At 73.6% G+C, this 19,646-nt stretch carries 16 protein-coding genes and 1 pseudogene; 2 read left to right on the forward strand and 15 right to left on the reverse strand.

Features of this window, described 5'->3' with window-relative positions; genetic code table 11:
* Positions 1–5 precede the first annotated feature (5 nt).
* The 11 genes from RLT57_RS25230 to RLT57_RS25280 all read right to left on the reverse strand — a co-directional run bounded on the left by RLT57_RS25230 (position 6) and on the right by RLT57_RS25280 (position 12,638).
* A complete protein-coding gene (locus RLT57_RS25230) occupies positions 6–944 on the reverse strand; it encodes an ABC transporter permease (RefSeq protein WP_311299544.1) in 939 nt (312 codons plus the stop codon).
* Positions 931–1,731 carry an ABC transporter ATP-binding protein gene (locus RLT57_RS25235; protein WP_399129357.1) on the reverse strand — a complete coding sequence of 267 codons (801 nt, stop codon included), beginning with the start codon at positions 1,729–1,731 and terminating at the stop codon, positions 931–933. Before RLT57_RS25235 ends, RLT57_RS25230 begins: the two co-directional genes overlap by 14 nt.
* 126 nt (positions 1,732–1,857) lie before the next feature.
* A complete protein-coding gene (locus RLT57_RS25240; RefSeq protein WP_311299546.1) occupies positions 1,858–2,991 on the reverse strand; it encodes an aliphatic sulfonate ABC transporter substrate-binding protein in 1,134 nt (377 codons plus the stop codon).
* Between the two features lie 250 nt (positions 2,992–3,241).
* Positions 3,242–4,612 (reverse strand): sulfate adenylyltransferase subunit 1, encoded by a 1,371-nt coding sequence (locus RLT57_RS25245; protein ID WP_311299547.1) that lies wholly within the window; start codon positions 4,610–4,612, stop codon positions 3,242–3,244.
* 2 nt (positions 4,613–4,614) lie between these two features.
* Positions 4,615–5,550 (reverse strand): sulfate adenylyltransferase subunit CysD, encoded by a 936-nt coding sequence (gene cysD, locus RLT57_RS25250; RefSeq protein WP_311299548.1) that lies wholly within the window; start codon positions 5,548–5,550, stop codon positions 4,615–4,617.
* Positions 5,547–6,086 (reverse strand): adenylyl-sulfate kinase, encoded by a 540-nt coding sequence (cysC, locus tag RLT57_RS25255; protein ID WP_311299549.1) that lies wholly within the window; start codon positions 6,084–6,086, stop codon positions 5,547–5,549. Before cysC ends, cysD begins: the two co-directional genes overlap by 4 nt.
* Positions 6,087–6,226: 140 nt before the next feature.
* Positions 6,227–6,928, reverse strand: a complete 702-nt coding sequence (locus RLT57_RS25260; protein ID WP_311299550.1) for a phosphoadenylyl-sulfate reductase — start codon at positions 6,926–6,928, stop codon at positions 6,227–6,229.
* Entirely contained in the window at positions 6,925–7,104 is a 180-nt protein-coding gene (locus RLT57_RS25265) for a hypothetical protein (RefSeq protein ID WP_311299551.1), read from the reverse strand. The genes RLT57_RS25260 and RLT57_RS25265 overlap by 4 nt, the downstream gene beginning before the upstream one ends.
* On the reverse strand, positions 7,101–8,825 hold the full coding sequence (locus RLT57_RS25270) for a nitrite/sulfite reductase (protein ID WP_311299552.1): 1,725 nt from the start codon (positions 8,823–8,825) through the stop codon (positions 7,101–7,103). The genes RLT57_RS25265 and RLT57_RS25270 overlap by 4 nt, the downstream gene beginning before the upstream one ends.
* A 511-nt stretch (positions 8,826–9,336) precedes the next feature.
* Positions 9,337–10,611 carry a helix-turn-helix domain-containing protein gene (locus RLT57_RS25275; protein WP_311299553.1) on the reverse strand — a complete coding sequence of 425 codons (1,275 nt, stop codon included), beginning with the start codon at positions 10,609–10,611 and terminating at the stop codon, positions 9,337–9,339.
* Between the two features lie 389 nt (positions 10,612–11,000).
* Complete coding sequence (locus RLT57_RS25280) at positions 11,001–12,638, reverse strand: acyl-CoA dehydrogenase family protein (RefSeq protein WP_311299554.1); 1,638 nt, start codon at positions 12,636–12,638, stop codon at positions 11,001–11,003.
* Positions 12,639–12,656: 18 nt separating this feature from the next.
* On the opposite strand from RLT57_RS25280, the gene RLT57_RS25285 reads away from it, so the two are divergent.
* Positions 12,657–14,030, forward strand: a complete 1,374-nt coding sequence (locus RLT57_RS25285; RefSeq protein ID WP_311299555.1) for a YihY/virulence factor BrkB family protein — start codon at positions 12,657–12,659, stop codon at positions 14,028–14,030.
* A gap of 360 nt (positions 14,031–14,390) precedes the next feature.
* Here the strand turns inward: RLT57_RS25285 and RLT57_RS25290 are convergent, their stop codons facing one another.
* Entirely contained in the window at positions 14,391–14,831 is a 441-nt protein-coding gene (locus tag RLT57_RS25290; protein WP_311300860.1) for a ricin-type beta-trefoil lectin domain protein, read from the reverse strand.
* Between the two features lie 3 nt (positions 14,832–14,834).
* A pseudogene (locus RLT57_RS25295) lies at positions 14,835–16,109 on the reverse strand (alginate lyase family protein); the annotation flags it as partial.
* Positions 16,110–16,265: 156 nt separating this feature from the next.
* Between RLT57_RS25295 and RLT57_RS25300 the strand changes: the two are divergent.
* Positions 16,266–17,513: a ThuA domain-containing protein gene (locus RLT57_RS25300; RefSeq protein ID WP_311299556.1), complete on the forward strand. Its 1,248-nt coding sequence runs from the start codon at positions 16,266–16,268 to the stop codon at positions 17,511–17,513.
* A gap of 103 nt (positions 17,514–17,616) precedes the next feature.
* On the opposite strand, the gene RLT57_RS25305 is transcribed toward RLT57_RS25300, so the two are convergent.
* Both RLT57_RS25305 and modB read right to left on the reverse strand, forming a co-directional pair.
* A complete protein-coding gene (locus tag RLT57_RS25305) occupies positions 17,617–18,753 on the reverse strand; it encodes an ABC transporter ATP-binding protein (protein ID WP_399129363.1) in 1,137 nt (378 codons plus the stop codon).
* Positions 18,750–19,577: a molybdate ABC transporter permease subunit gene (gene modB / locus RLT57_RS25310; protein ID WP_311299557.1), complete on the reverse strand. Its 828-nt coding sequence runs from the start codon at positions 19,575–19,577 to the stop codon at positions 18,750–18,752. Before modB ends, RLT57_RS25305 begins: the two co-directional genes overlap by 4 nt.
* Positions 19,578–19,646 lie beyond the last annotated feature (69 nt).

Below are 19,646 nucleotides of genomic sequence, written 5' to 3' on the forward strand. Positions count from 1 at the left end.
GGGATTCACTGGTTCGCGGCCGACAGGCCCCGGCTGCGCAGCACCCAGCGCTCCAGAGGGCTGAAGATGATCTGGTCGACGGCGATACCGACCAGCAGGATCAGCAGGATGCCGAGGAAGACGCCCGCCATGTCGGAGCCCTCCCGCATGTTCTCCAGGTACCGGCCCAGGCCCACCCCCAGATCGGGGGAGGACGCGATCAGCTCGGCGGCCATCAGCGACCGCCAGGAGAACGCCCAGCCCTGCTTCAGGCCGGCCACGTAGCCCGGCAGCGAGGCGGGCAGCAGGATGTACCAGGCGCCGCGCAGCCCGGTCGCGCCGAGGTTGCGGCCGGCCCGCAGGTACAGCGGCGGCACCTGGTCGATGCCGGCCACCAGGCCGTTGGCGATCGACGGCACCGCGCCCAGCAGGATCACCGCGTACATCGCCGAGTCCTCGATGCCCAGCCAGATCACCGCGGCCGGCACCCACGCCACCGACGGCAGCGACTGGAGCCCGGACAGGATCGGCCCGATCGCTGCCCGGACGAACGGCACCCGGGCCACCACCAGGCCCAGTGGGGTGCCGATGGCCAGCGCGGCCAGGAAGCCCAGCAGGCCGCGCTGCACGCTGGTCCAGATGATCGAGAACAGGTCGCCGGCGTTCCACCGGTCCACCAGCTCCTGCCACACCGCGTGCGGCCTCGGCAGCTTCGTCGGGTCGGAGAAGCCGGCCGACACCGCGAGCTGCCAGACCACCAGCACCAGCAGTGCGGCGGACAGCGGCGGCAGCACCTTCTTCAGCAGCAGCCGCCCCAGCGGCGCCCGCCGGACGACGACCGCGTCCAGCGCGTCCAGGCCCGCCTCCAGCCCGGACAGGTCCAGCTCGGCGGCGCTGTCCCGCGGTGCCGGGACGCCGGAGTCCCGCGGGCCCTTGTCGGCCGTGCCCGTGTCAGTGCTGGCCATGGCGGCGGATCTCCCCACGCAGTTCTTCGGTGATCTCGACGGACAGGTCCGCCACGGCCGCGTCCTCGATCCGGCGCGGCTGCGGGATGTCGATGACCCACTCGCGGTTGATCCGTCCGGGCCGCGACGACAGCAGCACGACCCGCTGGGCGAGCCGCACCGCCTCGCGGACGTTGTGGGTGACGAACAGCACCGACAGGCCGGTGCGCGCCCAGATCCGGGTCAGTTCGTCGTGCAGCACGTCGCGGGTGATCGCATCCAGCGCCGCGAACGGCTCGTCCATCAGCAGCAGCCGGCTGTCCTGGGCGAGCGCACGGGCCAGCGCCACCCGCTGGCGCATCCCGCCGGACAGCTCGTGCACCCGCTTGCCGTACGCCTCGCCGAGCCGCACCAGGGACAGCAGCCGCTCGGCCTCCGGGCGCCGCCGCTCGCTCGGCACCCCGCGCAGCCGCAGCGCCAGTTCGACGTTCCTGCCCGCGGTCAGCCACGGGAACAGCGCGTGCTCCTGGAACATCAGGGCCGGCCGGCCGCCGGGCGCGCTGATACTCCCCGCGGTCGGCCGGTCCAGGCCCGCGACCAGGTTGAGCAGGGTCGACTTGCCGCATCCCGAGGCCCCCAGCAGGCAGACGAACTCCCCGGGCCGCACGTCCAGCGTGATGTCGTCCAGCACCAGCTGCTGGACGCCGGGCCTGCCGAACGCCTTCGACACGTGGTCGAGCCGGGCCGCGTACGCGGCGGCTTCCCCGGTCTGCGCGGCGCCGGCGAGGGTGTCGGCCATGGGTGTCACCTCCTGGGGTCCTCGGGAACGGATGCGGGTGGGGATGGATGGGTGGAGCGGGACGGACGGGTACGGGCACGGGTGCGGCGGCGGGAGGCGGGAACCTCGGGCGCGCCGCTCAGCCGCGCGGCAACGTCACTGGGTACCGAGACCCGCCGCGTCCACGGCCGGCTCGCCCTGCTCCTTGAGGACCTTGTTCAACAGGGTCAGATCGTAGATGCCGTCCAGCTTGGGCGCCTTCAGCAGGCCGGCCGACACGGCGTGGTCCGCCTCCTCCTGCGCGGTGCGGGCCAGCGGGTCGTCCAGCACCTGGATGGACTTCCAGGCCGGGTCGAGGATGTCCGTCGGCAGCGCCTTCTGGGTCAGCTTCTCCAGCTGCGCGTTCGCGTCGGCCTTGGCCTGGTCGGAGTTGGCGTTGATCCAGGCGTTGGTCTTCACCGAGCCGCGCAGCACCGCCTCGACCACGTCGGGGTGGGCGGACAGGAACTTCTGCGACACGATCACGTTGGTGATCACGAACTTGTTGTCGGGCCACAGCGTGCTCTCGTCGAGCAGCACCTTCGCGCCTTCGCTGACCAGCTTGGACGCCGTGGGCTCCGGCACCCACGCGCCGTCGATGGAGCCGGCCTTGTACGCGTCGGGGGTGATCTTGTTGTCGGTGCGGACCACCGACACATCGCCCTTGCCGCTCTGCGCGTCGACCTTCCAGCCCTGCGACTCTATCCAGGCCAGCAGCGCCACGTCCTGGGTGTTGCCGAGCTGCGGGGTGGCGATCTTCTTGCCCTTGACGTCGGCCAGGCTCTTGATCTTCTTCGGGTTGACCACCAGCTTCACGCCGCCGGAGGCCGAGCCGGAGATGATCCGCAGGCTGGCGCCGTCGGACTTGGTGTAGCCGTTGATCGCGGGGGAGGGGCCGATCCAGCCGATGTCTATGGAACCGGCGTTCAGCGCCTCGATCTCGGCCGGGCCGGCGTTGAAGGTGGCCTCCTTGATCGTGGTGGTGCCCAGCGCCTGCTGGAAGAAGCCCTCCTTCAGCCCGACCAGCGCGGTGGCGTGCGTCAGGTTCGGGAAGTAGCCGATCCGCACCTCGTCGGCGGACAGCTTCGCGGCGCCCGCGCTGGTGGTGGTCGCGGCGGGCGCGGTGGTGGCGTTGTCGTCCGACGCGTCGTCGGAGCCGTAGCCGCACGCGGCCAGCGCGCCGAACAGGACCGGCAGGGCGACCGCGGCGGCGAGGGCTCTGCGGCGGGAGGTACGGATCAGGGCAGACACGGGGGTGTCCTTTCGTAAGGCCCGGCGTGTCGCGCGCTGGGGCGCGGCCGGAAGGTCGTCAGGTCTTCGAAAGCGGTGCAGCGGGGTGCGTGCAGCGCGGCGGGGACGTACGGGGGGTCCAGCCGCGGTCGGGGACCGCGGCCAGGGGCGTCAGCGCACACATCGCGCGACCCCGCCCGTACCGGAGCCGAGCGAGCCGCTGCCGACCCGCCCGCCCTCCTTGGCGAAGCCCGAGAAGGCGTCGGCCATGTCAGAAATCCCATCCGTCGTCGTCCGCCGCCGCGGTTTCGGCGCCGTCGTCGTCCGCCGTCGCCGCTGGCCCGGTGAACGCCTCGCCGGTCATGCCGGCGGTCAGCGTGGTGCCGTCGGCGGGGTCGATCAGCAGGAACGAGCCGGTCTGCCGGGAGTCGGCGTAGGCGTCCATCGGCAGCGGCTCCGCGGTCCGCAGCACCACCGTGCCGATGTCGTTGACGGCCAGGGCCGCCGGGCCGATCTCCCGGGCCAGCCCCGCGGACAGGTCGATCCGGTACGGCAGTTCCCTGACGATCGCCTTCACCGTCCGGGTCGCGTGCTTGAGCAGCACCCGGTCGCCGACCCGCAGCGGCCGCTCGTGCAGGTGGCAGACGGTGGCGCTGATGTCCTGGGTGACCGCGGGCGCGGTCGCGGTCGGCGCGATCAGATCGCCGCGGGAGACGTCCAGGTCGTCGGCGAGCAGCACGGTCACCGACTGCGGCGCCCACGCGGTGTCCACCGCGCGGCCGAGCGCGTCGATGCCGGTGATGGTGGTGGTCCGGCCGGACGGCAGCACGGTCACCGGGTCGCCGACCCGCAGCACGCCGGAGGTGATCCGGCCCGCGTAGCCGCGGTAGTCCGGGTGCCCGGCGCTCTGCGGCCGGATCACGTACTGCACCGGGAAGCGCGGCGGGCAGCCGGTGAGGTCGTGGCTGACCGGGACCGTCTCCAGGTGCTCCAGCACGGTCGGGCCGCCGTACCAGTCCATGGTGGCGGACGGCTCGACCACGTTGTCGCCGGCCAGTGCGGAGATCGGGATCGCGGTGACGTCGGACACGCCGAGCGAGGCCGCGTACGCGGTGAACTCCTCGGCGATGGCGGCGAACACCGGCTCCGCGTACGCCACCAGGTCCATCTTGTTGACCGCCAGCACCACCTGCGGGACCCGCAGCAGCGCGGCGACCGCGACGTGCCGGCGGGTCTGCTCGACCACCCCGTTGCGCGCGTCGACCAGCACCACGGCCAGCTCGGCCGTCGAGGCGCCGGTCACCATGTTGCGGGTGTACTGCACATGGCCCGGGGTGTCGGCCAGGATGAACCGGCGGCGGGCGGTGGCGAAGTAGCGGTAGGCCACGTCGATGGTGATGCCCTGCTCCCGCTCGGCCCGCAGCCCGTCGGTGAGCAGCGCGAGGTCGGGCGTGTCCTGGCCGCGGCTCAGCGACGCCCGCTCGACCGCCTCCAGCTGGTCGGTCAGCACCGACTTGGAGTCGTGCAGCAGCCGCCCCACCAGCGTGGACTTGCCGTCGTCGACGGAGCCCGCGGTGGCGAAGCGCAGCAGGGTGGTGGCCGACAGCTGCTCGGCGGTCAGCGGGCTCGTGGTGCCGGTCATGGCTAGAAGTACCCTTCGCGCTTGCGGTCTTCCATGGCGGCCTCGGACATCTTGTCGTCCGCCCGGGTCGCGCCCCGCTCGGTCAGCCGGGAGGCGGCTATCTCGGCGATCACCGCGGCGAGCGTGGTGGCGTCGGAGTCAACCGCGCCGGTGCAGGACATGTCGCCGACCGTGCGGTAGCGCACCCGCCGGGTCCGTACCGGCTCGCCGGGCTTGGGACCGCCCCACTCGCCCGCGGTCAGCCACATGCCGGACCGGCTGAACACCTCGCGGTCGTGCGCGAAGTAGATCTCCGGCAGCGCGATGCCCTCCCGCGCGATGTACTGCCACACGTCCAGTTCGGTCCAGTTGGACAGCGGGAACACCCGGACGTGCTCGCCGGGCGCGTGCCGGCCGTTGTAGAGCGACCACAGCTCGGGGCGCTGGCGGCGCGGGTCCCACTGGGAGAACTCGTCGCGCAGCGAGAACACCCGCTCCTTGGCCCGAGCCTTCTCCTCGTCGCGCCGCCCGCCGCCGAACACCGCGTCGAAGCGCTCCCGCTGGATCGTCTCGGTCAGCGGCACGGTCTGCAGCGGGTTGCGGGTGCCGTCCGGGCGTTCGCGCAGCCGCCCGTCGTCGATGTAGTCCTGCACCTTCGCCACGTGCAGCCGCAGGCCGTGCTCGGCGACGGTACGGTCCCGGTACGCCAGCACCTCCGGGAAGTTGTGGCCGGTGTCCACGTGCAGCAGCACGAACGGCACCGGGGCCGGCGCGAACGCCTTGCGCGCCAGGTGCAGCATGACGATGGAGTCCTTGCCGCCGGAGAACAGCAGTACCGGCCGCTCGAACTCCCCCGCCACCTCGCGGAAGATGTGCACCGCCTCGGACTCCAGGGTGTCCAGGTGGGTCAGTGCGTAGGGGCTGTCGGTGGCGCCGGTGGTGCCGACGGTCGCCGTCATGTGGTCAGGCCCTTCTCGACGAGCAGCCTGTGTACGGCCGCGGCGGAGTCCTCGACGGTGCGCCCTTGCGTCTCGATCCGCAGGTCCGGCCGCTCCGGTACCTCGTACGGGTCGTCCACGCCGGTCAGGCCGGTGAGCTCGCCCGCGGCCTGCTTGGCGTACAGCCCCTTGACGTCCCGTTCCGAGCAGACGTCGAGCGGGGTGGCCACGTGGATCTCCAGGTAGCCGGTGCCCTGCGCCTGGTGGCGTTTGCGGACCGCCTCACGGCTGTCGGCGTAGGGGGCGATCACCGGGACCAGGACCAGCACGCCGTGGGAGGCGAGCAGTTCGGCGACGAAGCCGATCCGCTGCACGTTGGTGTGCCGGTCCTCGCGGGTGAACCCGAGGCCGGCGGACAGGAACGTGCGGATCTCGTCGCCGTCGAGCACCTCGACCCGGCGGCGCTCGGCGCGCAGCCGGTCGGCGAGGGAGTACGCGATGGTGGTCTTGCCCGCACTCGGCAGACCGGTGAGCCAGACGGTGGCCCCGGTGCGCATTCCGTCCTCCTGGTGTGTGGTCCCGATCGTCCCGGTCGTTGCCCTGGTGGCCTCCGGCGTCGCGGCCGCCGCCCGCGGCCCGTCCGACGCCGGTGCCTTTGCCGTCCCGGCCGCCTCCGCCGCCCGCAGGGCCCGCGCCGTCACAGATGGATCCCGCACTCGGTCTTGCCCAGGCCCGCCCAGCGGCCGGCCCTGGCGTCTCCGCCCGCCGTCCGCCGGGTGCAGGGCGCGCAGCCCACCGAGGCGTACCCGTCCATGAGCAGCGGGTTGGTGAGCACACCGTGCTCGGCGGCGTACGCGGCCACGTCGTCCTGCGTCCAGCGGGCGATCGGCGCGATCTTGACCTTCTGCCGCCGGTCGTCCCAGCCGACCACCGGGGTGCCGGCGCGGGTCGGGGACTCGTCGCGGCGCAGCCCGGTGGCCCAGGCGTCGTAGCCGCGCAGGGCCTGCTCCAGCGGGGCGACCTTGCGCAGCGCGCAGCACCGGTCCGGGTCGCGGTCGTGCAGCTTCGGCCCGTACTCGGCGTCCTGCTCGGCGACGGTCTGCCGGGGGGTGACGGTCAGCACGGTGACGTCCATGACGGCGGCCACCGCGTCCCGGGTGCCGATGGTCTCCGGGAAGTGGTAGCCGGTGTCCAGGAACACCACGTCCACGCCGGGCATCGCCCGCGCGGCCAGGTGGGAGACGACGGCGTCCTCCATCGAGGAGGTGACGCACCAGCGGCTGCCGAAGGTGGCGGCGGCCCAGCGCAGCACATCGAGCGCCGGCGCCTCCTCCAGCTCGCGGCCGGCCCGGTCGGCCAGCCGCCGCAGCTCCCGCGCGGTGTGCGGCGCAAGGGTCACCGCTCGCCTCCGGCCGGGGGACCGGGCGTCAGCCCCCGGGCCAGCAGGCCCAGAAACTTCAGCTGGAAGGCCCGGTTGCAGGCCCGGCACTCCCAGGCGCCGTGCCCCTGCTCGGACGGGCGCAGGTCCTCGTCCCCGCAGTAGGGGCAGTAGAAGGGCGCGGCGCGCTCGGTCATGACAGCGCCTCCTCGGACGCGCGGGCCGCCCACTGGGCGAACCGCTCACCCGCGGTCCGCTCGGCCTGGAAGCGGGTCAGCAGCCGCTCGACGTAGTCCGGGAGCTCGGTGGCGGTGACCTTCAGGCCGCGGATCTTGCGGCCGAAGCCCGGGTCGAGGCCGAGGCCGCCGCCGAGGTGCACCTGGTAGCCCTCGACCTGTTCGCCGTCGGCGCCGGTGACGAGCTGGCCCTTGAGACCGATGTCCGCGACCTGGATGCGGGCGCAGGAGTTGGGGCAGCCGTTGACGTTGATGGTCAGCGGCTCGTCGAAGTCCGGCAGCCTGCGCTCCAGCTCGTCGATGAGCGAGGCGCCGCGGGCCTTGGTCTCCACGATCGCGAGCTTGCAGAACTCGATGCCGGTGCAGGCCATGGTGCCGCGCCGGAAGGGCGACGGGGCGACCTGGAGGTCCAGCGCCTCCAGGCCCGCGGTCAGCGAGGCGACCTCGGCCTCCTCGACGTCCAGCACGATCATCTTCTGGTCGGTCGTGGTCCGCAGCCGGTCCGAGCCGTGCCCGGCGGCGAGCGCGGCGATCTTGGTCAGCGTGCCGCCGTCGATCCGGCCCACCCGGGAGGCGAAGCCGACGTAGTAGCGGCCGTCGCGCTGCCGGTGGACGCCGAGGTGGTCCCGCCAGACCTGCCGCGGCTGCTCGGGCGCGGGGCCGTCGACCAGCTCCCGCTTGAGATACTCGTCCTGCAGGATCTGCCGGAACCTCGCCGCGCCCCAGTCCGCGACCAGGAACTTCAGCCGGGCCCTGGTCCGCAGCCGGCGGTAGCCGTAGTCGCGGAAGATGCCGATTACCCCGGCCCACACGTCCGGCACCTCGGCCAGCGGTACCCACGCGCCGAGCCGGACGCCCAGCCGGGGGTTGGTGGACAGGCCGCCGCCGACCCACAGGTCGAAGCCGGGGCCGTGCTCGGGGTGCTCCACACCGACGAACGCGATGTCGTTGATCTCGTGGGCCACGTCCAGCAGCGGCGAGCCGGAGATCGCGGTCTTGAACTTGCGCGGCAGGTTGGAGAACTCCTCGCTGCCGATGAACCGCTCGTTGATCTCGTCGATCGCCGGCGAGCCGTCGATGATCTCGTCGGCCGCGACACCGGCCACCGGCGAGCCCAGTACCACCCGCGGGGTGTCGCCGCACGCCTCGGTGGTGGACAGCCCGACCGCCTCCAGGCGGCGCCAGATCTCCGGGACGTCCTCGATCCTGATCCAGTGGTACTGGATGTTCTGCCGGTCGGTGAGGTCGGCGGTGCCGCGGGCGAACTCCTGCGAGATCTCACCGATCACCCGCAGCTGCTCGACGGTGAGCCGGCCGCCGTCGATCCGGACCCGCATCATGAAGTAGCGGTCGTCCAGCTCCTCCGGCTCCAGGATCGCGGTACGGCCGCCGTCGATGCCGGGGCGGCGCTGGGTGTACAGACCCCACCAGCGCATCCGGCCGCGCAGGTCGGCGCCGTCGATGGAGTCGAAGCCGCGGTGCGCGTAGATCGTCTCGATCCGGGTCCGCACGTGCAGACCGTCGTCGTCCTTCTTGGTCTGCTCATTGGCGTTCAGCGGCGTGAAATGGCCCAGCGCCCACTGGCCCTCGCCGCGATGGCGCCCGGCCTTGCGGCGCGCGGCGGCGCCCGCCGTGGGGGCGCTCCCCTCGGAGGTCTGGGGCTGGTCGGGGCTGGAAGCCATGGCGATGCGTCCTTCGGGCAGGCAGGGAAACGGTCGGTTCGGCGCGGAAGCACCCTACGGCCCGGCGGACGCGGAGCGGACACGCTCGGCGGCGCGGGCGGCGCTTTCCGCGCGTCCACGACGACGGGGACGGCGGGAGGTTCCGGGGGAGGCTGCCGCGGCGGCCGGTGCGGGCGTGGTCAGCCCGCCGGACAGTTCGCGCTGGACACGCGGCAGAAGTCGACGTGCGACCGGCCCACCAAGGTGATTCCCATGCGTGACATGTCGAAAGCGTGGCATGCGGGTCTCCGGCGAGTCCACCATGATCCAGCATGTGGACCAGTTTATCCCACTTGTCGAGACGTCGCGGTGGGGCCGCCCGCTGCCCGCGCCGCCGCCCGCACCACCCCCGGCGCGCCGGTCGGCGCCGCCGGTCCGGCGAACGGGCGTACGGCCGCGGACCCGGTACCGCGTGCCGCCCCGGCCGCCGTACGGCCGGCTCCCGGGCCCGCGCGGCACCGTATACGGTCCGTCAGCGTCGCGCGGCCACGACCGCCGGGGCCGTCGAGTGCGGCAGCAGGTCCGCCGGGCGGCGCGGGCGGACCAGCTCGACGTCCACCTCGTCGGCGAACCGGTAGGGGCGGTGCGCCAGCACCCCGGCGAGATTGCGCCGCAGCCGGGACAGCTCGGCGCGGACCGTCACCGTACGGCTCGGGTCGCCGAACAGGTCCGCCGCCAGCTCGGCCGCGGTCCGCCCCTCCGGGTGCAGCGCCAGGACGAACAGCAGTTCCGCGTGGCGCGGGGTGAGCTGCTGTGCCCAGCCGCCCGCCGGGCCCGAGACGGTCACCAGCCAGCCGCCCGGCCGGCTCACGTCGACCACCACCCGCCCGGCGCCCGGCGGGCGCTCCCGCCCGGTCACCCGGACCAGCCAGCCGCCCGGCAGCGGTTCCAGCGCGCACAGCCCCAGCGCCGGCAGCCACACCTGCCCGGCCGCCACCGCCACCGGCAGTTTCACCCGGTCGGTGGGCGCCATCCCGGTCACCGCCGCGGTCCAGCCGTTGCGGTCCACGGCCAGCGCCTGCCCCTTCATCCCGGACAGCAGCGGCGCCGCGATCGAGCGCAGCCGCTCCACCGCGGCCCAGTGCCTGCCGCGCAGCTCCCCCTCGGCGACCCGCGCCACCGCCGACACCAGCGACAAGGTGGCCGGGTGCACGGTGGCGGCCGGGCCGCTGACGTTCACCACCCCCAGCAGCCGCCCGTCGCGCGGGTCGAGCAGCGGCGCGGCGGCGCACGTCCAGCCGTGGTGGCTGCGCACGAAGTGCTCGGCCGAGTGCACCTGTAAGGGGGTACGGGTGACCAGCGCGGTGCCGATCGCGTTGGTGCCCACGGTGTCCTCGCTCCACGACGCGCCCTCGGTGAAGCCCAGCCGGTCGGCGCTCCTGCGGACCGCCACGCTGCCCTCCCGCCACAGCACCCGGCCGTCGGCGTCGGTGACCACCATGATGTGCCAGGCCGCGTCCGCCACCGGGACCAGGCCGTCGCGCAGCACCGGCAGCATCTCGGCCAGCGCGGTGGCCTGCCGGCGCTGCTCGATCTCGTCGGTGCTCAGCGGCGGGTTGGACCCTCCGGTGTCGGGGTCCACCCCCGAGCTGAGCGCCCGGTGCCACGACTCGCCGATCACCCCGCGCGGCGGCCGGGGCGGGGTGCCGCCGGCGAGGGCGGCCTCGCGTACCGCCGCCAGCAGATGCGCCGAGGTGCGGACGTCCAGGGTGTCCAGCCGTCCCAGCCCGATCGGAAGATGTGACACAGAACCCCCGCCCTGGATGAGCCGCTACCGCTTCCATGGTGCCGCCGCGCCGCACCGTCCGCGGGGAATGCGGCACATCGGGTACGGCCCATCGTATGCAACGGACTGCAACGGTTGCGAGAGGGCGCCCCGTGGACGGAGAGTGACGGCACGTCACCGCGCTGGTAGGCCAGTGACCGGTGGGCCGTGCCGAGCACGGCTGCGGACCGGGGGTGGTGCCGAGTCGGCGCGGCGCCACCCTCACCCGCCCGCGGCGGACGCCCTCGACCGGCCGCCGCCGACCCGCCCGCACGGGTCGCCCCTTGGTGTTCACCCGTGCGGGGCCCGCCCCTGATCCACCCGCGGGCCCGAGCCTGGTCCGGCCGGCGGTCCGCCGTACTTGCCGGGGCTCAGGGCAGCACCGGCCGGGCCCGGTCCACGATCGCCGCCAGGCCCAGGGTGTGCGGCAGCGTCCCGAAGGTGGCACCCCAGTCGCCGCCGAGCCGCGAGGCGCAGAAGGCGTCCGCGACCGCGGCCGGCGCGAACCGCACCAGCAGCGAACCCTGGAGCACCAGCGCCATCCGCTCCACGATCCGCCGGGCCCGCGCCTCCACGCCGTCCAGATCGGCCAGTTCGGCCAGCAGCCCCTTGACCGCCCGGTCCAGCCGGTGGTCGGCGCCGCGGGCCAGCCCGATCTCGCCCAGGAAGGCGTTCAGCGCCAGCGGCTCGCGCGAGAGCACCCGCAGCACGTCGAGCGCCTGGACGTTCCCCGACCCCTCCCACACCGAGTTCAGCGGCGACTCGCGGAAGATCCGCGGCATCCCCGACTCCTCCACGTAGCCGTTGCCGCCCAGGCACTCCAGCGCCTCCACGGCGACCGCCGAACACCGCTTGGTCACCCAGAACTTGGTGATCGCCACCGCCAACCGCCGAAAGGAGCGCTCCTGTTCGGTGTCGGCGTCGTAGGCCGCCGCCAGCCGCAGCGCGGTGGTGGTGGCCGCCTCCGACTCCACCGCCAGGTCGGCCAGCACGTTGCGCATCAGCGGCTTGTCCACCAGCGGCCCGCCGAACGCCTCCCGGTACGTGGCGTGGTGCACCGCCTGCGCCACCGCCTGCCGCATCAGCGCCGCCGAGCCCAGCACGCAGTCCAGCCGGGTCGCCGCCACCATCTCGATGATGGTCGCCACCCCCCGGCCCTCCGCACCCACCCGCCGGGCCCAGGTCCGGTCGAACTCCACCTCGGCGGAGGCGTTGGAGCGGTTGCCCAGCTTGTCCTTCAGCCGCTGGATCGCGAAGACGTTGCGGCTGCCGTCGGCCAGCACCCGCGGCAGCAGGAAGCAGGTCAGCCCGTCCGGTGCCTGGGCCAGCACCAGGAAGGCGTCCGACATCGGCGCCGAACAGAACCACTTGTGGCCGGTGAGCGCGTACGTCCCGTCCTCCGCCAGCGGCTGCGCCCGGGTGGTGTTGGCCCGTACGTCCGAACCTCCCTGCTTCTCCGTCATGCCCATCCCGAACAGCGCGCCCGGCTTGCCGCCCGGTGCCACCAGCCGCTGGTCGTAGATCCGCGAGCCCAGCCGGGGCTCCCACTCGGCGGCCAGCGCCGGGTCGGCGCGCAGCGCGGGCACCGCGGCGTGCGTCATCGACACCGGGCAGCCGTTCCCGGCCTCGGCCTGCGACCAGACCAGGAAGCCCGCCGCCCGCCGCAGGTGGCCGGCCGGCCGGGACCAGGCGTCGGTCAGCCCGGCGCCGACCGCGTGCCCGAGCAGCCGGTGCCAGGCCGGATGGAAGTCCACCTCGTCGAGGCGGTTGCCGTACCGGTCGTGGCTGCGCAGCACCGGTGGACACGCGTTCGCCTCGGTGCCCCAGGTCTGCGCCTGCGCCGACCCGGCGGCCCGGCCGAGCTCCGAGAGCTCCTCGGTCAGCTCCGGCAGCAGGGCCGGGTCGGCGTGCCGGGCCACCGCCTCGGTGAGCGCGTTGTCCGTTGTGTACACGTCATGGCCGACCAGGGGCGGCGGCTGGTTGTCGACGGTGTGAGTGGGGGTGCTCATGGCAGCTAACGTAAGGGGGTGCGAGCAGCAGAGGAAAGAAGTCACCGGCGGCCGAACCGGTGGCGCAGGGTCCGCGCCCTGTACCGGAACGTCTCCGCGCGCACGGTGGCCTGGCTGCTGCTCAAGGACACCGTCGACTCCTGCATGGAGTACCGGGTCACCGGACTCGCCGCCGAGGCCGCCTTCTTCGTCCTGCTGTCCCTGCCGCCGCTGCTGCTCGGACTGGTCGGCGCGCTGGGCTACGTGGACACGGTCATCGGCCTGGACACCATCGACCACATCCGGCAGAACATCCTCACCGCGTCCTCCACGGTGCTGTCCGACAAGGGTGTCAACGACCTGGTGAAGCCGCTGGTCGACGACGTCTTCCACGGCCGCCGCCCGGACCTGGTGTCCCTGGGCTTCCTGATCGCCCTGTGGTCCGGGTCCCGGGCGGTGAACGTCTTCGTCGACACCATCACCATCATGTACGGACTGGAGGGCCGCCGCGGCATCGTCAGGACCCGGCTGATGTCGCTGGTGCTGTACGTGGTCGCGCTGGTGCTGGGCGCGGCGGTGCTGCCGCTGGTGGTGGCCGGCCCCGACGCGGTCACCAACTGGCTGCCGGGCGGGGCGGGCGTGGTGCACGTGCTGTACTGGCCGACCGTGCTGCTGGCCTCGGTCGCCTTCCTCACCACGCTCTACCACGTGTCGGTGCCGGTGCGGTCGGCCTGGTACGAGGACGTGCCGGGCGCGCTCGTCGCGCTGCTGATGTGGGCGGTCGGCAGCTTCGTGCTGCGGATCTACCTGACCCACACGGTCGAGGGTCCGACCATCTACGGGTCACTGGCCGCGCCGGTCGCGGTGCTGCTGTGGATCGGGGTGTCGGCCTTCGCGGTCCTGGTGGGCGCGGCGGTCAACGCGGCGGTCGACCGGGTGTGGCCGTCGCTGGCCACCGCGGCGGCCCGTGAGGAGAACGCGCGGCTGCGCGAGGCCGCGGCGGCGGAGGTGGTGGCCCGCGCCGCCGCGGACCTGGCCGCGCTGGAGGGCGGCGAGGACGACGACCCCTTCGCCGAGGACCCGCCGTCGGAGTACCCCGAGCGGTGGGCCGGCTTCCTCCCCCCGACCGACATCCGTGCCCGCCTGCGCCCGCGCCGCCCGGCCCCGGGCCCCGTCGCCTACCCGATCCCGTCCCAGCCGCAGCCGCAGCCGCAGTCCCAGCCGCAGCCGCAGTCCCAGCCACCGGCGCAGCCGCAGTCCCAGCCACCGGCGCAGCCGCAGGTCTCCTCCCCGCAGCAGCAGCAGCAGCAGCCACCGCCACCGTCCGGGCCCGCCCGGTTCCCCCCGCCGCCGCCCGCCCCGCCGCCCCTGCCCCCGCGGATCCCCTGGTCGGACGGCGACCACTACACGTGACGTCCCCGCCGGCGGGGCCGGTCCGGTCGCCGCGCGGGCGCGGGCGCGGGTGCGGCGCGTGCCGCCGCGCGGCCTCCGGCATGACAGGGCGGGCGCCCGTCACCGTGAGGGAAACGGACACCCGCCCGTGCCGCCCCCGGATGTCACTCACACCCGGGTGGTCGCGTCGCCGCGAAGGCGCTCCCCGCTCCGCGGCGACGCGGTCTGCCGGCCGTCCCGCGGGACAGCCCGTCTCTGGTGCGGCGTTGCGGTGCTCTCTCCGGCGATGTCCGGGCGGTGTCCCGGTGACGTCCCGGTGGCTTCGTCCCGGTGCCGGCCGGAACCCGCCGCAAGGGCTCCGGCCAACCACTCAGGCTCAGCTCAAGCCGGCAGTGTCCACTGCTGGTTGGCGGCGCCGGCGCAGGTCCAGATCTGCAGCCGGGTGCCGTTGGCGGAGCTGGGGCCGGTGGCGTCCAGGCACTTGCCGGACTGCGGGTTGACCAGGGTGCTGCCGGACTGCTGCCACTTCTGCGAGCCGGTGCCGTTGCAGTCGTAGAGCTGGACGGTGCTGCCGTTGGCGGTGCCGGCCGCGGTGACGTCCATGCACTTGCCCAGCGCCTGGAGCGAACCGTCCGGCTCGACCGTCCAGTTCTGGGCGGTGGTGCCGTTGCAGTCGTAGAGCTGCACCGCCGTGCCGTTGGCGGTGCTCGCCGCCGCGACGTCCACGCACTTGCCCGCGTAGCCGGAGTGGACCGGTCCGGTCGGACCGGCGGCCGGCGGCGGCGAGGTGGGCGGCGGAGTGGTCGAACCGCCCGGGACCACATCGGGGTCGTTCGCGTTGGTCAGCGTCTCCCAGGCCACGAACAGGTCGTTGGTGCCGGCCGGGCGCCGCGACTCGGTGAGCGTCTGGGTGTTGGTCATCGCGATGCCCATCCGGTTGTGCAGCGCGTTGAAGCCGACCTCGGTGACCGGGCCGAGGCCCTTGTTGACCGAGCCGCCGCACAGCCAGGACGGCACCGCGGTGCCCAGCTCGTACTTCGACTGGAAGCCCAGCGCCTGCTGGAGCCGCGCGCCGACCTGCGGGTAGAGGTCCTGGCCCTGGATTGCCGCGGTCTCGGCCACGTCGGAGATCGACGCGATGCCGTACCCGGTGTGCACGAAGTCCCGGCAGGTCTCCTGGGTGAGCCCGTCCACGAAGGTGGACTGCCCCTGCCAGTAGGAGATGATCTGCGCCGAGGTGGTCAGCCCGCTGCCCGGCACCGTCTTGGGCAGCGCGCCGTCCGAGGACAGGTAGACGTACGCCGCGGTCCGGTTCAGGTAGCGGGTGATGGCCCGGTCGTAGTCGGCCGGGTCGTTGAGGAAGACGGAGATGCCGACCGCGGCCTCCATCATCGTCAGCTCCCAGTTGCCGTTGCTGTTCGAGCCGTTGATCACCTCGGGCAGGTACACGGTGCGCAGCATGGTGGAGAACCGGGTGATGTCCGCCGCCGCCCAGCCGGTGTAGGTGTAGCGGATGATCTCGGCGGCGCGCGGCCACACCGACCCGGCCCAGCCGGTCTGCAGCGGGGCGTTGCTGTTGGTGTGGGTGGTGATCGTCGTCGCCCAGGCGTTCATCAGCTGGATCGACTTCTGCGCGTAGGCGCTGTTACCGGTGATGTACCAGGCGAGCGCGTCGGTGTACGCGGCGATCGCGTCCTGGCGCTCGTCCGTACAGCCGTTGTTGGGATCGGAGTACGGGCCGCACTCGACGTTGGCGCGCGGCTTGGGGGTGCGCGACAGCGAGGCGTACGAGCTGCCGATCATCTGGTTGTAGGCGCTCCTCCACGGCTCGGCGTCGGCCTGCACCTGGCCGCGGATGAACTGGAGCTGGGGCAGGCTGACCAGCACGCCGGGGTGGGTGAAGGCAGCCGGCGCGGCGGCCACGGCCGGGGCCGCGGCGGGCCGCACGGCGGCCGGGCCGGCCGCGCTCGCGGTACCGGCGGCGGGCAGGTAGGCGAGCACGGTGCCGACGGCCGCCGCCACGGCGACCAGCACCGGGGCCCGCCGGAACCGTTTGCCGCCAGGACTCGAAGAGGGCGTTCTGCGGAGGAGGGTACGCATGGGGGGGACTCCTGGAACCGCGGGACGGAGGGGGGTCGTTCCTCTGAGATGGTATGGACCATAGGTCATTGACATGAACATCGTCTAGACCTTTGAATCCTCCGTGCAGGCGCACGCACCCCCCACCGTCGCGCACGAGGAAGGGACCTCCTCCCCATGACCGCACCCCGTACGGCAGTTCCCCGGCCCCGTACCCTGATCCGGCTGCTCGCCCTGATCGCGGTGGTCCTCGGCCTCCAGGCGGCCCCGGCCCACCACGCGCGGGCCGCCACCCCCTTCAAGGTGATCGCCTTCTACGACGGCACCTACGACGCCGCGCACATCAGCTTCGTGCACGAGGCGAACTCCTGGTTCCCGCAGCACGCGGCGCAGTACGGCTTCTCGTACACCTCCACCAACGACTGGAGCCAGCTCAACGCCGCCAACCTGGCCCAGTACCAGGTGGTGCTCTTCCTCGACAACTACCCCGGGACGGCGGCCCAGCAGAGCGCGTTCCAGACGTACATGAACAACGGCGGCGGCTGGATCGGCTTCCACGTCGCGGCGTACAACGACTCGTCGTCCAACGGCTGGTCCTGGTACCACCAGACCTTCCTCGGCACCGGACTGTTCCAGTCCAACAGCTGGGGGCCGACCGCCGAGACGCTGAAAATCGAGGACCCGGCGCACCCGGCGACCGCGGGGCTGCCGGCCACCATCCAGTCCTCGGTCAGTGAGTGGTACAGCTGGCAGAACGACCTGCGGCAGAACCCCGACATCGACATCCTGGCGTCGATGGACCAGTCGACCTTCCCGATCGGCACCGACCCCAACCAGACCTGGTACAGCGGTTACTACCCGATCGTGTGGACCAACCGGAACTACCGGATGGTATATAACAACTTCGGCCACAACGACATGAACTACTCCACCAACACGGCCCTGTCGTCGACCTTCGCCAGCGTCCAGCAGAACCAGCTGCTGATCCAGGAGATCCGCTGGGCGGCCGGTCAGTCGGGACCGGTCACCCCGCCGCCGGCCGAGCCCACCGGGGCGATCCACGGCTACGGCGGCAAGTGCGTGGACATCGCGGCGGCCAGCAGCGCCAACGGCACCGCGGTCCAGCTCTACGACTGCAACGGCACCAACGCGCAGAACTGGACGGTCGTCTCCGACGGCAGCCTGAAGGCGCTGGGCAAGTGCATGGACGTGACCAGCGCCGGCACCGCCAACGGCAGCAAGGTGCAGCTCTACGACTGCAACGGCACCAACGCCCAGAAGTGGACCCGCAGCGGCGGCACCCTGGTCAACGCCGGTTCCGGCAAGTGCCTGGACGCCACCGGTCCCAGCTCCGCCAACGGCACCCGGCTGCAGATCTGGACCTGCGGCACCGGCGCCAACCAGCAGTGGACGCTCCCGAGTTGAGTCGGCCGTAGCGAGCCGCCGGCGAACCGCGCCGAATCCGGCGGCCGGCGCCCGGGGCGGATGTCCCCCGGGCGCCGGGCGCCGGGCCCGGCCGGCGGGGCGCTCAGACCGGATAGGCGTGGACCCGGGCGGCCGGCACCTCGGCCCACACCAGCGCGCCGGTCTCCAGGCCGAGTTCGGCGACCGCGACCGTGGTCAGGTCGGCGGCCAGCGGCAGGCCGCCGTCGGCCGCCTCCAGCGCCACCCTGATCCGGTCGCCGTGCGACTCCAGCCCGGTGATCCGGGCGGGCCAGGCGCCGCGGGCGCCGGAGCCGGCGGGGCGAGCGCCGGACAGGGTCACCGCGTCCGGCGGGAAGGCCGCGAACACCGGTCCGGTGAGCTCCTCGGCGGTGGCCAGCTCCAGCCCGGGGCCGACCAGGACGCTGTGCCCGGCCGCCTCGCCCCGGTAGAGGTTGAGGCCCACCAGCCGGGCGATGTAGTCCGTACGCGGCCGGCGGGCGATCTCGGCCGGGCCGCCCTCCTGCACCACCCGCCCGTGCTCGATCACCACCAGCCGGTCGGCCAGCACCATCGCGTCCAGTGGGTCGTGCGTGACCAGTACCGCCACCGCCTCGAACGCGGCCAGGTGGCGGCGCAGCTCGGCCCGTACGTCCAGCCGGGCGCGGGCGTCCAGCGCGGCGAGCGGCTCGTCGAGCAGCAGCAGCCGCGGCCCGGTGGCCAACGCCCTGGCCAGCGCCACCCGTTGGGCCTGACCACCGGACAGCCGGCGCGGTTTGGCCGCGGCGTGCTCGGCCAGCCCCATCCGGTCCAGCAGCTCCGCGGCCCGTGCCCGCGCCCGTGCCCGCGGCATCCCGTGGCAGCGCGGCCCGAACGCCACGTTCTCCAGTGCCGTCAGGTGCGGGAAGAGCAGGTAGTCCTGGAAGATCACCCCCACCGGCCGGCGCTCGGGCGGCACCCGGCGCCGTACCCCGGGCTCCTCCAGCGTCTCGCCGTCCAGCCGCAGGTGCCCCCCGGTCAACGGCGCCAGTCCGGCCAGCGCCCGCAGCGAGGTGGTCTTGCCCGCGCCGTTCGGCCCGAGCAGCGCCAGCACCTCCCCGGGGGCGACCGCCAGCCGCACGTCGAGGTCGAACGCCCCCCGGTCCAGCACCAGGCGGGCGTCGAGCCCGGACCCGTCGCCGGTCCCGTCGCCGGCCGCGGCTCCACGCGGTGCCGCCGCCTCCTTCCGTCCGCCCGGTCTCACGCCGCCCCCGTCCAGCGCTCCCGCAGCCCGGTCAGGACCGCGACGGACACCGCGAGCAGTACCAGGCTGAGGGCGACGGCCGCCGCCGGGTCGTTCTGCAGGGCCAGGTACACCGCGATCGGCATGGTCTGGGTCCGGCCGGGGAAGCTGCCCGCGAAGGTGATCGTGGCGCCGAACTCGCCCAGGGCGCGAGCCCAGGCCAGCATCGCGCCCGCCGCCACCCCCGGCATGATCATCGGCAGGGTGACCCGGCGGAACGCGGTGAACCGGGAGGCGCCGAGGGTCGCCGCGGCCTCCTCGAAGCGGGTGTCGGCGGCCCGTAGCGTGCCCTCCACGCTGATCACCAGGAACGGCATCGCCACGAACGCCTCGGCCACCACCACTCCCGCGGTGGTGAACGGCAGCGTGACGCCGAACCAGGAGTCGAGCCAGCGGCCGACCACGCCGTTGCGGCCCAGCGCCAGCAGCAGCGCCACGCCGCCCACCACCGGCGGCAGCACCAGCGGCAGCGTCACCAGGGCCCGTACGACACCCCGGCCCGGGAAGCCGGTACGGGCCAGCAGCCAGGCCAGCGGCACCCCCAGCACCAGCGCGACCGCCGTCGCGGTCGTCGCGGTCTCCAGCGACAGCCGCAGCGCCTGCCACACCGACGCGCTGGCCAGCTGGTCCGGCAGGGTGCGCCACGGGGCCCGGATCAGCAGCGCGAGCAGCGGCAGCAGCAGGAACACCAGCCCGACCAGCGCCGGCACCAGCAGCGGCAGCGGCGGGCCGCCCCCCGGCAGGCGGCGCCCCCGGGCCCGTTCCCGCGGCGCCCGCCCGGGCACACGCGGTCGGCGCGTCCGGACCGCCGTGGGTCCGGGCGCGCCGCCCGCGGACGGATCGGTCGAACGGGG

Source organism: Streptomyces sp. ITFR-21, assembly GCF_031844685.1.
Taxonomy (GTDB): Bacteria; Actinomycetota; Actinomycetes; order Streptomycetales; family Streptomycetaceae; genus Actinacidiphila.

What these genes read in the sequence shown, in the direction of transcription:
- RLT57_RS25230 (WP_311299544.1), bottom strand. Translation starts at nt 944, where the DNA reads ATGGCCAGCACTGACACGGGCACGGCCGACAAGGGCCCGCGGGACTCC.
- RLT57_RS25300 (WP_311299556.1), top strand. Translation starts at nt 16,266, where the DNA reads ATGACCGCACCCCGTACGGCAGTTCCCCGGCCCCGTACCCTGATCCGG.
- cysC (WP_311299549.1), bottom strand. Translation starts at nt 6,086, where the DNA reads ATGCGCACCGGGGCCACCGTCTGGCTCACCGGTCTGCCGAGTGCGGGC.
- RLT57_RS25280 (WP_311299554.1), bottom strand. Translation starts at nt 12,638, where the DNA reads ATGAGCACCCCCACTCACACCGTCGACAACCAGCCGCCGCCCCTGGTC.
- RLT57_RS25265 (WP_311299551.1), bottom strand. Translation starts at nt 7,104, where the DNA reads ATGACCGAGCGCGCCGCGCCCTTCTACTGCCCCTACTGCGGGGACGAG.
- RLT57_RS25245 (WP_311299547.1), bottom strand. Translation starts at nt 4,612, where the DNA reads ATGACCGGCACCACGAGCCCGCTGACCGCCGAGCAGCTGTCGGCCACC.
- RLT57_RS25270 (WP_311299552.1), bottom strand. Translation starts at nt 8,825, where the DNA reads ATGGCTTCCAGCCCCGACCAGCCCCAGACCTCCGAGGGGAGCGCCCCC.
- cysD (WP_311299548.1), bottom strand. Translation starts at nt 5,550, where the DNA reads ATGACGGCGACCGTCGGCACCACCGGCGCCACCGACAGCCCCTACGCA.